Annotated in this window: 16 protein-coding genes; 7 read left to right on the top strand and 9 right to left on the bottom strand. The window is 44.2% G+C overall.

Annotated features, from left to right (window positions below; genetic code table 11):
• Nucleotides 1-48: 48 nt before the first annotated feature.
• Entirely contained in the window at nt 49-1287 is a 1239-nt protein-coding gene (gene lpxZ / locus NBH07_RS02035) for an LpxZ family protein (RefSeq protein ID WP_156682676.1), read from the bottom strand.
• Nucleotides 1288-1410: 123 nt separating this feature from the next.
• A complete protein-coding gene (gene rbp, locus NBH07_RS02030) occupies nt 1411-1656 on the bottom strand; it encodes an RNA-binding regulator (RefSeq protein ID WP_005856718.1) in 246 nt (81 codons plus the stop codon).
• A gap of 349 nt (nt 1657-2005) precedes the next feature.
• On the opposite strand from rbp, the gene NBH07_RS02025 reads away from it, so the two are divergent.
• The 6 genes from NBH07_RS02025 (at nt 2006) to NBH07_RS02000 (ending at nt 6759) form a co-directional block, all read left to right on the top strand.
• The gene (locus tag NBH07_RS02025) at nt 2006-2704 is read left to right on the top strand and encodes a nucleotidyltransferase family protein (RefSeq protein ID WP_005856716.1); all 699 of its coding nucleotides are present in this window, start codon (nt 2006-2008) and stop codon (nt 2702-2704) included.
• 16 nt (nt 2705-2720) lie between these two features.
• The gene (locus NBH07_RS02020; protein WP_057327735.1) at nt 2721-3584 is read left to right on the top strand and encodes an ATP-grasp domain-containing protein; all 864 of its coding nucleotides are present in this window, start codon (nt 2721-2723) and stop codon (nt 3582-3584) included.
• Between the two features lie 21 nt (nt 3585-3605).
• Nucleotides 3606-4511 (top strand): CDP-alcohol phosphatidyltransferase family protein, encoded by a 906-nt coding sequence (locus tag NBH07_RS02015; protein ID WP_022192122.1) that lies wholly within the window; start codon nt 3606-3608, stop codon nt 4509-4511.
• Nucleotides 4512-4532: 21 nt separating this feature from the next.
• Nucleotides 4533-5255: an HAD family hydrolase gene (locus NBH07_RS02010; RefSeq protein WP_009275990.1), complete on the top strand. Its 723-nt coding sequence runs from the start codon at nt 4533-4535 to the stop codon at nt 5253-5255.
• Nucleotides 5256-5345: 90 nt separating this feature from the next.
• A complete protein-coding gene (locus NBH07_RS02005) occupies nt 5346-6152 on the top strand; it encodes a metallophosphoesterase family protein (protein ID WP_156682677.1) in 807 nt (268 codons plus the stop codon).
• Nucleotides 6133-6759 carry a hypothetical protein gene (locus NBH07_RS02000; RefSeq protein WP_156682678.1) on the top strand — a complete coding sequence of 209 codons (627 nt, stop codon included), beginning with the start codon at nt 6133-6135 and terminating at the stop codon, nt 6757-6759. Before NBH07_RS02005 ends, NBH07_RS02000 begins: the two co-directional genes overlap by 20 nt.
• Nucleotides 6760-6837: 78 nt before the next feature.
• Here NBH07_RS02000 and NBH07_RS01995 read toward each other — a convergent pair whose 3' ends face one another.
• From NBH07_RS01995 to NBH07_RS01975, 5 genes are all read right to left on the bottom strand, one after another.
• Nucleotides 6838-7458, bottom strand: a complete 621-nt coding sequence (locus NBH07_RS01995) for an outer membrane beta-barrel protein (protein WP_005862115.1) — start codon at nt 7456-7458, stop codon at nt 6838-6840.
• 30 nt (nt 7459-7488) lie between these two features.
• Complete coding sequence (locus NBH07_RS01990; protein WP_005862113.1) at nt 7489-8139, bottom strand: DUF4136 domain-containing protein; 651 nt, start codon at nt 8137-8139, stop codon at nt 7489-7491.
• A gap of 108 nt (nt 8140-8247) precedes the next feature.
• Nucleotides 8248-9309, bottom strand: coding sequence for an endonuclease/exonuclease/phosphatase family protein (locus NBH07_RS01985; RefSeq protein WP_156682679.1), 1062 nt, complete (start codon nt 9307-9309; stop codon nt 8248-8250).
• A 106-nt stretch (nt 9310-9415) separates the two neighbouring features.
• Nucleotides 9416-10096: a YiaD family glycine zipper/OmpA-like lipoprotein gene (locus NBH07_RS01980; protein ID WP_005856698.1), complete on the bottom strand. Its 681-nt coding sequence runs from the start codon at nt 10094-10096 to the stop codon at nt 9416-9418.
• A 46-nt stretch (nt 10097-10142) separates the two neighbouring features.
• A complete protein-coding gene (locus NBH07_RS01975) occupies nt 10143-10466 on the bottom strand; it encodes a hypothetical protein (protein ID WP_005856696.1) in 324 nt (107 codons plus the stop codon).
• A gap of 430 nt (nt 10467-10896) precedes the next feature.
• Between NBH07_RS01975 and NBH07_RS01970 the strand changes: the two genes are divergently transcribed.
• Nucleotides 10897-11979, top strand: a complete 1083-nt coding sequence (locus NBH07_RS01970) for a sensor histidine kinase (protein WP_229045708.1) — start codon at nt 10897-10899, stop codon at nt 11977-11979.
• A gap of 122 nt (nt 11980-12101) precedes the next feature.
• Here the strand turns inward: NBH07_RS01970 and clpB are convergent, their stop codons facing one another.
• A complete protein-coding gene (clpB, locus tag NBH07_RS01965) occupies nt 12102-14690 on the bottom strand; it encodes an ATP-dependent chaperone ClpB (protein WP_009017498.1) in 2589 nt (862 codons plus the stop codon).
• Nucleotides 14691-15030: 340 nt separating this feature from the next.
• Nucleotides 15031-15663, bottom strand: coding sequence for a DUF4858 domain-containing protein (locus NBH07_RS01960; protein ID WP_039848658.1), 633 nt, complete (start codon nt 15661-15663; stop codon nt 15031-15033).
• Between the last annotated feature and the right edge of the window lie 36 nt (nt 15664-15699).

The raw sequence follows: 15699 nt of genomic DNA, 5'->3' as shown, positions 1-15699 counted from the left end.
GTAGTATTCACAATCAAATACTACTGTGTTTCTGTATTAAGATAATGATCAGAATTTTTTAATTAGGAAAGACGGATTGATACGCATGTAAACCCCTGCCGTAAAACTCGTAGCGCTTCCCATCGGTTGTATTACTCCATCCGCATCATTCATATCTCCGGAGAGATGATGGAAAACGTCCACATCCACCCCTATCGAGAAACCTTTCGCCAGTTGCCGGGAATATTCCACCCCAAGATAGATCATCTGCGGACGGCCGAACGTAACACCCTCATCAATCATCGAGGCCGCCCCGAAAAACGGGCTACCAAACATAGAGATGAAATCCTCGCAGGTCCAATACGACGTTTTCACCCGGAAATCATAGATATCGGCGGAAGCACGGGCATACAAGCCATATCCGCTGTCAAAAGGCCATATCTCTCCCGCTTGCTGATAATAACCGGTAGCATCCAGTTCCACGTTCAAGTTCTTGAAAATACGATGTCCGGTATTCCATACACCTCCGACACCGATCGCACCATTCATCAAGGTTTGCACGGAATTGTTGAAGATCGTGTCGATCTCGCCTCCCCTATGCTGCACCAATCCTTGCACCGGCGTATAGAAATGGAAACGGGAAGCCGGGTCGTTGTACTTTACCCGTGAAGAGATCCCGACGGTAAACGCCTCTTGATGCACATCCTCCCGGAAAATAAAGCTCTGCCAGTTCACCCACACATCCAAGTCGAAAGCCTTCGAGTCATACAACAACTGCAAGCCCGCCTCGGGATCGCAGGTCAAATTCAACTCCGGATTATAAAGAGGCTCTATCAAATTATGGTTGGAAGCGCCGTAAATATTTCCCAGCACGATGTTCACATGATCCGAGAGAGCCATCTGCGCCCGGAAATAGGGCAACACATGTACCCCTTTTTGGTATTGGTCTCCCTTCCAATAAGCGATATCCTGATAAGCCATGCTCGGATATTTATTCGCCCCATGATAGATCAACATATGGACACCCGCCTCCAACTTGATATTCCGCAAGGGATAATAAACCGCTTTGCCTTGTACCCAAAGCCCCGGCAACGAATACCCTTTGGTAAATTTACCCGTATACTCGTTATCCTTGAAGAAGCTAATATTATCCAACTCTACGGACAACTCCCGGGCCTTCTCCGGGTCGATATGATAATCCGTCTTATAGACACGATCCGCGATCTGCGCCTTCAGCGAGGGAGACCAACTCCCCAATCCCATCAAGCAAAGACCCACAATGAGACTCCTAACACCTATATTCTTCATCACTCTTAAAATTTCTCGCGAACATAAACAAAATACACTGAAAAAAGAAAGCGGGGAAACGGAAGTTTTCACCTCGTTTCCCCGCTTTTTCGTCTTATTTTAAAAATTTCTTTCTTCTAAAATTTAACGTCTAGGGATAGCTTCTTTAACAACCATCTGACGACCTTCGTACTCAGCTTGGTTCAACTCCTCGATAGCTTTTTGAGCCTCTGCAGCGTTAGGCATCTCAGCGAAAGCGAAGCCCTTAGAACGTTTTGTGTCACGGTCAACAATGATTTTAACTGAGTCTACAACACCATACTCTTCCAGAATCTGTTGTAAGTCTGATTCTCTTACCCGATAATTCAGGTTTCCAATGTAAATATTCATACGAAAATGATATAAAAAAATAAAAATTAATAATAAAACAAGGATGGTTGGTGAAGTCAATCTCTAAAAGAAAGTATTATCATCGCTGATGAATAAATGCTAAAAGATAAAAGAGCTATACAAACTATCTTTTGTTCATGGCACAAAGGAAAGCATTCTATTTGAATTAGCAACTATAAAACGATAATTATTTTCAAAAAAACATTCAAGCTCTTTATAACGTCTTTGTTGTTCTAGTCAAATAGTCCTAATTTATAGAAATTTTGACCAATTATATCAACGATATAGCCTAAAACTATCTCAGAAATCTCGTAACTTTGCGAAATTATTATTTGAACTAATAAAAGTTATGGATTACGCGATCATTGCCGCCGGCGAAGGCTCCCGCTTGGCGCAAGAAGGTGTTAAGTGGCCAAAGCCTCTGGTTAGACTCAACGGTGTCGCTCTGATAGACCGGTTGATAGACGTTTTTTTGAAAAATAACGCTACCTCTATCAGTATCATCGTAAACGAGGAGATGACCGAGGTACAGGATTACCTGAAGGCCCTGCGACTACCTATACCCTTTTACCTGTTGGTAAAATCCACCCCCAGCTCTATGCACAGCTTCTACGAGCTGAGTCATTATCTGGACGGTGATAAGATTTGTTTAACTACTGTAGACACGATCTTCAAGGAAGAAGAGTTCAGCGGCTATATCCAACAGTTCATCCAAGAGGATAAACTGGACGGATTGATGGCCGTCACTGATTTTATTGATGACGAGAAACCCTTATATGTAGAAACAGACAACGAACTTTACATCCGGAATTTCCTAGATCAGGCAGACGGTGATTGCCGTTACATATCGGGAGGTATCTATTGCTTGAGGCGTCCGGCTCTGGGTGTATTGAACAACGCCATCTCGCAGGGAATGTCGAGAATGCGCAATTATCAACGGCAGCTCATCGCCGAGGGGTTGAGGCTAAAGGCCTATCCTTTCAGCAAGATCATCGACGTGGATCACGCCGATGACATTTTGAAAGCCGAATCATTTTTAAAGTCATAAAGAATACAGTCTAACAATGAGTAAATTAACTTTAGCAGGTATCCGCAGAGGAAATCAATTCTCCCCCAATCATATCGGCAACGACGCGGCGATCTTCGCCTTGACAGCCCAGCATTTACGAAAATTGGGATGCGATGTAAACGAATATATCGAATCGGATCTGCTGCTACAAGACCCGAAGGAAAAGGGTATCTTTAATATGGTAAGAGACTGGAAGTCCATCCATAAGCTGCAAGAACTAGAGGATAAAAATTATTTCGTGGTGAACTCGGGTTACGGGATCGAGAATTGTACCCGTGAGAAAATGACCCGCCTCCTATTATCCAATCATATCTCCCATCCGGAAAGTTTAATCTTACGGACAGATGAGGATCCGACAGAAGCCCTTGAGAAAGCCGGTTTCTTTAATTGCTGGATCAAACGGGGAGATTTCCACGCCATTCATAGGGAAGACGTCACCTACGTAAGAAATCCGGAAGAGGCGAGAAGCATACTGAAGGAATACGCCATCCGTGGTATCCCGTCGGCGGTAATCAATGAGCATCTGGTAGGCGACTTGGTGAAATTTTATGGGGTAGCGGGGACTGATTTCTTTTATTGGTTCTATCCATCGAACATGCATCATAGTAAATTTGGTTTAGAAGTTATCAATGGTACAGCGAAGGGGATCCCCTTCGACGAAGCGCAGCTTCGTCTGCTTTGCCACAAGGCTGCGGAGGTATTGAACATACATATTTACGGGGGAGATTGCATCGTCTCCGAGGATGGTGTCATGCGGATTATCGATTTCAATGATTGGCCTAGTTTCGCCCCTTGCCGGGAAGAAGCGGCTCCAAACATCGCACGTCGTATCTGGGATCTTATGCGAGAACACATCTAAATCGTTTTAACAAAATCAATCATGAGTGAGACTAAGTCTACTCCCAGTCTGGAGTCAACCTTAAAATCTTTGGACACCGAGGAGTTTATCGATATTCATTTCTATCGTCCTATTGGCTACCAATGGGCTTTGTTCTTTAATAAATTGGGGGTATCGCCCAATAGTATCACGATCGCCAGCATCTTTATCGGCATAACGGCAGGTATCTGTTTCTATTTCCAGAGCCTCGCTATCAACGTGATCGGCATGTTACTGTTAATCTGGGCAAACTCGTATGATAGCGCAGACGGACAATTGGCCCGTATGACCGGACAGAAAAGTGCCTTGGGACGTATCTTGGACGGTGCCGCCGGCGATTTCTGGTTTATCGCTATCTATGCGGCAATCTGCTTACGCCTCACGCCGGAATGGGGAATATGGATCTGGCTATTGGCGGCTACGACGGGATTCTTCCATAGCAAGCAAGCGGCCATGGCGGATTATTATCGCAATATTCACTTGTTGTTCTTGAAAGGTAAATCGGGTAGCGAGCTCTCCCACTCTCCCCAATTGAAGGAGAATTATAAGAAGATGAGTTGGAAACATGACTTTATCTATAAATTGTTCGAGACCTTCTACATTAATTATACGGTAGGTCAAGAAGCATGGACACCTAAATTCCAACACATGATGAACATCATCCGTGAGAAATACAACGGACAAGCGCCGGAATGGTTCCGTAAGGCTTTTCGAACACAGAGCCTGCCATTAATGAAATATACGAATATGCTATCATTCAATACCCGGGTGATCGCTTTGTTTGTCAGCCTTTTCATCGACATGCCTTGGCTGTATTTCGTATTCGAGCTGACCGTATTAAACTCGATGTTGCTCTATATGATCAAAAAGCATGAGCATATTTGTGAAGATTTCAGCAAACAGTTATAACGTTTTTTACCCCATTCGATTATGTTCAATTTAGACAAAGTAAAAGGAATCCTCTTTGATTACGGCGGAACGATAGACAGTAACGGCATGCACTGGGCAGAGGTGATCTGGATGGCGTATGAGGCCTTGAAGGTTCCCGTATCCAAAGCGGTTTTCCGTGATGCTTATGTACATGGAGAAAGAACGCTTGGAAAGAATCCGATCGTGAAGCCTCATCATACGTTTCTGGATATGCTGCGCTTGAAAAGCGATTTACAAATCCAATGGCTGAAAGAGAACGGGCATTTATCCGCCGAGGCGGTTACCCCGGAGTTACCGGAACAATTAGCGGATTGGTGTTACGAATACGCCCGGAAGGCAATCGATAGCGCCCGCCCCATTCTGGAGCAATTAGCGGAACGTTACCCATTGGTATTGGTATCGAACTTCTATGGGAACATAGAATCCGTGTTGAAAGATTTCGGTTTGGATCATTTATTCGGCGCTATCGTGGAATCGGCGGTCGTAGGTATCCGTAAGCCGGACCCGGCGATCTTCCGATTAGGAGTGGATAAACTGGGATTTCCCGCCGACGAGATTGTTGTCGTAGGTGATTCCTATGATAAGGATATCGTCCCCGCCACCCGGATCGGATGCCAGACAATCTGGCTAAAAAGTATTGGTTGGAGCGCTTATAAAGGAAATGAGACTGCCGATATCGTATTATCTGACTTCACGGAAATAAAGCAAGTATTCGCTTTATAGAATATACATTTTAGACCAGTATAAGCTCAGAAATGACTTTTTTTGGTACTGATAGCATCCTAACTTTGCATATAAAAAAGTTAGGATGCTATGCTTTTAAAGAAATACATATGGCTTTCTGCCGCTACGCTCCTCACGGCTTGCGACTTAATCGACTATCATCCGTATGACGGCCGTCTGGATTCCGATACTTCCCGGGAGATCAACCCGGCCAATATCGAGCGTATCGAGAAAGTCTGCGAAGGGAAGGACACGATCCGTTTTATTTTTATGGGCGATACCCAGCGAAGTTATAACGAGACGGAAGATTTCGTCAAGTACGTTAATCAATTAGATAGCATCGATTTCATTATCCATGGAGGAGATTATACGGAGTTCGGCTTAAAGAAGGAATTCGAGTGGAACGATGATATCTTGTCCAAACTAAAAGTGCCTTACGTAGGGTTGATCGGTAATCACGACGTGATCGGTAATGGCGACCAAGTATTTCGTAAAATCTTTGGGAATGAGAACTTCTCGTTTGTCGTGAGCGACGTGAAATTCGTATGCCTCAATACGAACGCTATCGAGTATGATTATTCCCATCCGGTACCCGATTTTAATTTCCTAAAGAATGAGATAGCGGATAGTACCCGTAATAAACGCACGATCGTAGTCATGCACGCCCCTCCCGGGAATGAACAGTTCGACAATAACGTGAAAGACGTGTTCCAACTTTATATCAAGACATTACCATCTTTAATGTTCTGCTTGCATGCACATAATCATTGCGTATCGGCAGCCGATTTGTTTGAGGATGGCATTATCTACTACGGTTGCGCCAATATCGCCAAACGAAGTTATCTTCTTTTTACCTTAACCCCTGACGATTATATGTATGAAGTGGTCAATTTTTAAGCTTCTCCTCTTAACTTGTGTCTTTCCCCTTACACTCCATACGCAAGAGGATAAATACACGAAACGAGTGCAACGGTACGAGAACGCATGGCAACGGGTCATCCCCCGCTATACGAAAGTACAATTCGCAGGTTCCATGGCGATGCTCTCCGTGGGTACCGGTTGGAATTACTACCGGAATCATTGGGAAACGGATATGTTGCTGGGTATCGTCCCCCGCAACGCGAATGATCATGCGAACGTGACTTTCACCTTGAAACAAAACTATTTTCCTTGGAATATCGATCTGGGAGAAAAAGTATCTTTCGAGCCTCTTTGTTGCGGTATCTACGTAAATTTCCTATTTGACCGGGATTTCTGGGCCAAGCAACCGAATAAGTATCCCCCGGGATATTATTGGTTCTCCACCCGCATCCGTAACCATATCTTTATCGGGGAGCGGATCACGCTCAAACTGAATCCAAATAGTAGCTGGCATAAATCCATCAGCTTCTTCTATGAGTTGAGCACTTGCGATTTGTATATAATAAACGCTATCGGCAACAGCTACTTGAAGCCAAAAGATTATTTAAGCCTTTCATTCGGGGTGAAACTACAGATCCTATAAAAGCAAGAAACGGAAGACATTCACTGCCCTCCGTTTCCCTAAACTACATAAAACACTTAAAAGAACAAACGTTGTCTATCAGAACGCTAGACCTAAGCGGATACCCCAGTTATTCAAACCATCGATATGATAGCTGAGGACATCCCCCTTGTTGGTAGCGTAGTTATAATAAGCGGCCATATGTACGCCGATCTGTTTCTGAGGTGTGAAGTACACGGTCATACCGATCTCGGGAGCTACATAGAATCCCCAGTTACGATCGTAAACCTTCAACACGTTCATGTAGGTAGACATCTCACTATAGCTAGCACCTAACTGAGCGCCAACATACGGCTGGAATTGTCCTTCCGGAGCGAAGTTATAACGGAAAGCCGCGCCAAAAGGCAACTGGAAGATAGAATGCTGTTGATCGGAAGTGATTACGGATGTTGAGTTTACCGGAATCGTCTGGCGGTCCACATACTCATTATTTGTATGATAAGAGATGAACGCACCTATAGCGAAATTAGGAATCACATAGTAACCACCCTCAGCGTGAGCACCCCAACCGCTAGTCTTCTTTGAGAAGTCTTGACCGAACGGAGAGTTGATCTGCCAGTCTACATTAAAATACGCATTTTTCAAAACCTGGGCGCCAGCCAGAGCAGGCATCGCCATACAAACGATGAGTAAAGCGATTAATTTATTTATCTTTTTCATAGAACCTCAAACTTTTAATCATTCGAATTATTATTTCTTTACGTACGGAGATTGTACAAATGCTTGCTCGATAGCACGAACAGCTAGCTGAGTGTCGAATTTATCAGAACCAGACAACAAGCCACTCATGTAAGCGGTCCAAAGAACCGGAAGTTTAGCATCTGCCTTAGAAGCGGCAGGAGCATCCAAATCCACTAACTCAGTCAACAAGGAACCTACACTATAGCTATACACTACAGGATACGGGTAATACCAATTACCCCAACCCGGTCCCCAGTAACCCGGACTCCAATATCCCGGATAGTTCCACCACCAGTACGGGTAGTTGTAGCCATCGTTGTAGTCAGCGAAATATTGAGTACTTTGTACGTAAGAAACTTGCAGACCTAAGTCGGCGTTATCTTTGTCTAGCGTGCGTTTGAAACCGCGGCTTTCCATATTATTCACCAACGTAGTGATAATATCGTCTGCTTCATTGGCTGTCCAGAACTGAGGTTTCTCGCTTGTGCCGATAACCAATACACTATCCGGAATGTAGAACGTAGTGAACGATTCGAATTTCGCGTCCTTATCATGATTCGTGAACACCAGAAAATCATTGTCCAATTTCGACATGTCCGGGTCCTTTTGGCAAGAAGCCAGCAGAAGAACTAACAGAAAAAAAGGAAAAATCTTTTTCATCTCATTTTAACGTTTAAAACAGTTTATACTATTATTTGTGCTTATATATAAGTCACTATTAAAACAGCATGAGTTGAAAAAGGTTCTAAAACTATCCTTTTGGGTGTGTTAATTAACATATCCTAACCATACGACGGGCTTATGGTCACTGTAGTCTAAATTAGGAGAATCATAAGTTACACCCTTAAAATCAGGAGAATAAATTATGTAATCAATTCGAAATATACGCTTTAATTGACGAAAGGTGTACCCGAAACCAGAGCCGCAGTCACGGAACCCATCCGTTAAATCACCTTTCACGGTACGGTACGTATAAGAGGCCGGTGTATCATTAAAATCACCGCAAATAATCACGGGCCCCTCCCCGGCATCCAACATCTGACGGATATAATCCGCCTGAGTCGCCCGTTTCACGAAATTCTTCTTCATCTGAAAAGCCATATGGAAGGCGGCCTCGGTTTCCTCCAATTGTTTACCCTCGGCATGGGCTTGGTAAAGACGAGGCTTTACGGCATTCACGCTAGTCGTTTGGAAATGGTTATTAAATACACGAACACTATCCCCTTGGATATCCATGACGGCAAACAAGGATTTATTGCTAGACTCCGGGTATAGGATAGACTCAAAACGAAGGATCGGATATTTACTGAAAATAGCGTTGCCCGCCGCTTTCGTAGCCGAACGGGTAGAGCAATAATACGGTAGGAACGATAAGGTCTTGGCGACAGAATCCATCCGCAGGGCAGATTCAACAGGGCATTCTTGGAGGCAAACGATATCCGGGTCCTCCTTTCTCAGCCAATCCACTATATTAGGAAGCTGTTTCTTTCCGTCCGTATTGAAATTATTCACGTTATAGGTAATCACCTTAACCGCTTCTTTCCCTATCGGAATCTCTTTAGGGAAGACCCGTATCTGGAACATCGATATCAAAAACTCCCAGTTCAACAATAACGCCGCCAAAGGTACCCAGCACCAATGGCTCCTAAAGACACACCACATCAAGAAAAGACATAGATTGACCGCCAATACCGGTAATAACACCAATCCGGGAAACGAGATCCACTCCTTCCCTTCCGGATTCATATGTCCGGTAGCGAATCCGGCTATGGCCGCCACGGCAAAAGCGATCGTAATCAACACAAATAAAATATATATCAACTTCTTCATCCTTCCTATCCTGCGATTTAAACAAAAAAGGGACTATCCGGAAAAGACAGTCCCCCAATTCATACACTATAACCTGTCCGCTTCCGGCAGGGATAGCTTAAAAAACCTATCGAAGCGTTCCTTGTTGAGCCTCTTGGATCATCTTCTGATTAGCCAAGATCACGATCTCAACACGACGGTTCAACGAACGACCCTCGGGAGTGTCATTGCTAGCCACAGGATCATGTATACCTTTGCCTTCATAAACCATACGATCCGTACTTACCCCCTGCATCATCAGGTAATCGTAAACGCTCTTCGCACGTTTCTCGGACAAGGTCTGGTTATAATCCACCTTACCGGTGTTATCCGTAAAGCCGATGATTCGGATATCCGTATCCGGATTGGCCTTCAAACTGGTAGCGAAGTTACGCAAGGCACTCTTGGAAGCGTCGCTCAACGTACTCGAGTTCGTGGCAAACAAGATACCGGAGTCAAAAGTAACCTTCAAGGCCTCACCATTGTTCACGCTCTCGATCTTCGTGTCCTCAGGCAGGGTAGCTTCCAGCTCCTTCTTCTGCTTATCCATTTTCTTACCGATTAACGCACCGGCTGTACCACCTACGGCCGCACCGATCACGGCACCCAGTGCGGTATTTCCGGCCAAGGCACCAACACCAGCTCCGACAGCGGCACCACCGCCTACACCGATCGCCGTACCCTTCGCCGTGTTATTCCACGTTCCGCAACTCGTAAACACCACTGCCATACATAGCAGTAAAACAGATAATAATTTAATGTTCCTCATCATCTTCTACAATTTCACTTAAACAACTTTATATATATAACAAATATCAATCAAACATGTTGATCGAATCGCAATATTCAAGTTCTCCTTGTACTATAAAAGTGATTTCCTCCGGTTCGAATTTGCCTACGCCGTCTTTCTGGGCGTTCTTAATTACATAATTTACAACCTCTTCCTCATCGATCTCGATCTCATCGTCGCCATCATCATCCAGCATGCCATTAGATTCATAGAAGTCGTAGATCAAGTCTACGATATAGTTGATATCGTCATTACTGAACTTTCCTTTCAGTTCTTGGGGAAGATAATTCTGGATAAATTTTACGGAATCATCCTCGTCATAAAGTAGCTCGTCATTGTTCGTGCTCATAATTAATCTTGTTTAATTGGTTTGAATAGCGGCAAATGTACGGAAATATTTTGATTTTATATCCCAAAAACAATTAAGCTTATTTACGGACGTGACTTAACAAAAGCAAATGCCCTTACTTGAACATAGTTCTAAAAGAGCTTAGGTTTTATAGGAAGCAAAGGTAATAAAAATATTTGATTATCATATAGACCTATTATTTTTTATAGCTTCCGGGTAATTTACTGTTCCGCATGATATTTTCTTTGAAAGAATATATTTCCAACCGAGTACCCCAAAGAGACTTCCAATATCTTTATGGATCACAAAAAACACTAAAGCCAGTCTTATTTGTGTTAAAATCAAAACACACTCCATCATTTATTTATATATAGTCATTTGATACTCAAGTTCTTTTAGAACTCAGTAAATGTATTAAATTATGATTACAATGGAACCTAAAATACAAAGTACCACAAGTACCCGAGCTCTCCGGAGCAAAATCGGGCCTATCAAGGCTTACTTATTCAAGGCCTCATATGTAATCAGTCCAATCACGCCAAGCGATCTTAAACATTCCATGAAAGGTGCCTACAAATCATTCCTGTCTAAAACCGATCAAGCATACGGCCATTCCACGTCAACAATCAACCCCAAACTTTACCCTATTTCTACCTTTAAGCAAATGAGCCTCGTAGTAGTCCCGAGTTTCATGATAGAGTCCCCATTCGAGATAGTGGCGATAGCTCTTATCGCCTTTCTACTTATCCTCCTTTCGAGGAGGGAACATCGGCATAAGAAAGACATTCTTGACACCGAACGAAATATGGCCGAAGAAGTGATCCGCTTACGTGAGAAGGCGGAAGAATCAAACCGGTTGACAAGTGCTTTCCTCGCCAATATGAGCCATGAGATACGGACCCCATTGAATGCGATCGTAGGTTTCTCGACCCTTATCAGCGAAAGTGAGGATAAAGAGGAGATCAAGGAATTCGCTAAAATCATTCACGCAAACAATGAGCTACTCCTTAATTTAATCAATGACATACTCGATATGTCAAAAATAGAAGCCGGTATATTGGATTTCCTTTATACGGAAGTGGAGATTAACGAGCTTATACAAACCCTATGGCGGAGTTACCGATTCAAGATCAAGGAAGGAGTAGAATTCCGCACGGAACTGCCTGCGGAAAGCTACATTATCCATACTGAGAGAAACCGTCTATCCCAAGTACTGGCTAATTTCATCAATAATGCTTGCAAATACACTTTCGAGGGAATGATAACGATCGGATATGAAATAAGGAAAGACGATATTTATTTCTTTGTTACCGATACGGGAAAAGGGATAGCTGAAGAAAATATCTCCCGTGTTTTCGATCGATTCGCTAAATTAGATTCCTTCACCCAAGGTACGGGGCTCGGGCTGTCTATCTGTGAATTAATCATTAAACATTTAGGTGGAGAGATCGGCGTGGAGTCAAGCGTTGGAAAAGGATCTACATTTTGGTGCACGGTTCCCACCCGGAAATAATCGCACCAAGCCGTATCTACCTATTAGTGAAAAATAAAAAGGCGGAATGATTCACATAGGATCATTCCACCTTCATTATTTTATAGAAACACCACGCTTAACGTCAAGCGTTCAAGTCTACTTTAGTTCTTAAATTCCAGACCATCGTCTTTCCTATCGATCACGATCGGGCGGTTACGGTCTACCGTTCCACCCAGCAAAGCCTTTGACAACTCGTTCAAGACATACTTCTGAATGACACGTTTTACCGGACGGGCACCGAATTGAGGATCGAAGCCCTTGTCGGCGATAAAGTCCAAGGCCTCGTTCGTGAAGTCCAAGGCGACACCGTTCGTAGCCAACATCTTCTTCACGCTGTTCAACTGCAAGGATACGATCTTGCGAATCTCCTCCTCGTTCAGCGGAGTAAACATGATGATATCGTCGATACGGTTCAAGAACTCCGGACGGATCGTCTTCTTCAACAGTTCCAGTACTTGGATCTTCGTCTCGTCTACCACCTTGTCATGCGTGGCGGGTGTCATCTTCTCGAAGTTCTCACGAATCAAGGAAGAACCTAGGTTACTTGTCATGATAATGATCGTGTTCTTGAAGTTGACAACACGGCCTTTGTTATCCGTCAGCCGTCCATCATCCAAGACTTGCAACAAGATGTTGAATACATCCGGATGCGCCTTTTCGATCTCATCGAACAAGACAACTGAGTAAGGTTTCCGGCGAATCGCCTCCGTCAACTGTCCACCCTCATCGTAACCCACATATCCCGGAGGCGCACCGATCAAACGAGTCGCACTGAATTTCTCTTGATACTCACTCATATCGATACGGGTCATCATATTCTCGTCATCGAACAGATACTCGGCCAACGCCTTGGCCAACTCCGTCTTACCCACACCGGTAGTACCGAGGAAGATGAAAGAACCGATCGGTCGTTTCGGATCCTGCAAGCCGGCACGACTACGACGAACCGCATCGGCGATAGCGTTGATCGCCTCTTCCTGACCAATCACACGGGTATGAAGCTCGGACTCCAGACGTAATAACTTATCTTTCTCGCTCTGCATCATCTTGCTGACCGGAATTCCAGTCCAACGGGATACCACATCAGCGATATCGTCGCTATCCACTTCCTCCTTGATCATAGCCGCGGCACCTTGCATCGTCTTCAACTTAGCCTGTACCTCCCTGATCTCCTCTTCCTTTTGCTTGATCTTACCGTAACGGATCTCAGCGACCTTGCCGTAATCCCCCTCACGCTCCGCCTTATCAGCCTCAAACTTTAGGTTCTCGATATCGATCTTATTTTGCTGGATCTTATTGATCTGCTCCTTCTCGCTCTGCCACTGAGCCTTTTGCTTGGTCTCCTCCTCCTTCAAGTCGGCGATCTCCTTATTCAGTAGCTCTAATTTCGACTTGTCGTTCTCACGCTTGATCGCCTCACGCTCGATCTCCAACTGTTTGATACGCCGGGAAACCTCATCCAACGACTCCGGTACGGAATCGATCTGCAAACGCAGACGGGCGGCGGCTTCATCCATCAAATCGATCGCCTTATCCGGCAAGAAACGATCCGTGATATAACGGGTAGACAACTGCACGGCGGAGATAATCGCATCATCCTTGATACGTACCTTATGGTGATTCTCGTATTTCTCCTTCAAACCACGAAGGATAGAGATCGTATCCAACTCACTCGGCTCGTCTACGATAACGGTCTGGAACCGACGCTCAAGCGCCTTATCCTTCTCAAAATACTTCTGATACTCATCCAACGTCGTGGCACCGATCGAACGTAGCTCACCACGAGCCAAGGCCGGTTTCAAGATGTTAGCTGCATCCATGGCGCCTTCGCCTTTACCGGCTCCTACCAAGGTATGGATCTCATCGATAAAGAGGATGATCTCACCCTCGGATTTCGTAACCTCGTTCACCACCGCTTTCAAACGTTCCTCGAACTCGCCTTTATATTTAGCTCCGGCGATCAACGCGCCCATATCCAACGAGAAGATCTGTTTAGACTTCAAGTTCTCGGGAACGTCACCCCGAACGATACGATGGGCCAACCCCTCAGCGATAGCAGTCTTACCTACACCCGGCTCACCGATCAAGATCGGATTGTTCTTCGTACGGCGGCTCAAGATCTGCAAGACACGGCGGATCTCCTCGTCACGTCCGATCACGGGGTCCAGTTTACCGCTACGGGCACGCTCGTTCAAATTGATGGCGTATTTTCCTAATGCATCGTAAGTCTCCTCGGCGGATTGGCTTGTCACCTTATTTCCTTTACGCAATTCCTCGATCGCTTGACGTAACTCTTTCTCTGTCACGCCGGCGTCTTTCAATATCTGTGAAGCGGTGCTCTTTTCCGTAAACAACGCCAAGATGATCGGCTCCAACGATACATATTGATCCCCCATTTTAGAGGAATAATCGATCGCCTTCTGTAAGACAGCGTTCGACTCGCTAGAGAGATAGGGTTCGCCTCCCGAAACCTTAGGATAAGATTCGATTTGGCGATCCAGTACCATATTCAGGTTTTGAGCGTTTACCCCTAATTTTTGAAAGATAAAATTAGTAACACTCTCACCCGTCATAATGACAGCTTTCAACAAGTGAACAGGTTCGATAACCTGTTGGTTATTTTTAGTAACCAACTGTACGGCTTGTTGAACAGCCTCCTGCGCCTTGATTGTAAAATTGTTTAAATTCATATATTTAAGCTCCTTTCTTATATTCTTTTCTAATTTATTTTACACTTATATCCTTACAAAAGAAATACCAAAACGAAAATATGACATTTTGTCTTAATATTATAAAACAGAATAGAGAACTCCCCGTCAAACCGTCCATTTCGGATGTCATTAGGACGTATCTTTTCAGAAAGAACAAAAGAGAGAGAAAAAGGTTTTGATAGTAAACACACAGTATCTAGGTAAAAACAGTCAATGTTCTCAAAAAAACACGTACATGTTTTTCCGGAAACACGTACATGTTTTTTGAAATTCATGTACGTGTTTTTTTCGAGTGGTTATATCCTATAAATCAAACAATTTACGGATAGTCATTATAATACTTCCACGTATTCTCCCGTTTCCTGTTTCTCTTCTTGTCACGGGCACTTTTCCAGAAAATAGTCTCTAGTAAATCCTCTGCGTCGAAATAGACTCTTATGGTAGCGAGTACCCCTCCCCTTCGCTGGCCATCCTTCACGACATCCGAGTATATATTAGTCAGTTTTACGTTGGCAGCCATAGGAACCTTACCTACCTTAAACTCTTTCCAATCCTGATTCTTAGGGAGCCTAATCGTGTGCGCTTGCTTCTGTATGGCCAATGAACGGGAAGGTGACTTAAAATTCAGCAGCATGAATAGGACTGGGGTAATCGAATCATAATTGGTCAACCTACGTAAAGTATCTAACTGTACATATTCCGAGAAGTCTTTCGTAATCGGCAACTCACTTGGTGAGGATAACATATGGGTTCCCGATTGATCGGGTCGTAGAAAAGTCCCGCTTTCTATCGCCTTCTGAAACTCAGGATTCAAACGTATCTCCTCCTTGCCGGATAAAAATTCTTGCAAGCGCAAAGAATCCTGTTCCGTCCACTGCGCATGGGCCATCGTAGGTAGGATGAATACTATCAAAAGGAATATAGGTCGCATCTTCACGTCTCTCATCTTCATAATCCTCATTACATTTCTATCACCAAGACTCATTCC

Source organism: Parabacteroides sp. B2-S-102 (assembly GCF_023656665.1).
Classification (GTDB): Bacteria; Bacteroidota; Bacteroidia; order Bacteroidales; family Tannerellaceae; genus Parabacteroides; species Parabacteroides distasonis.
The sequence above is the reverse complement of the archived record's forward strand: the minus strand, read 5'-3'. Positions and strand labels throughout refer to the sequence as shown.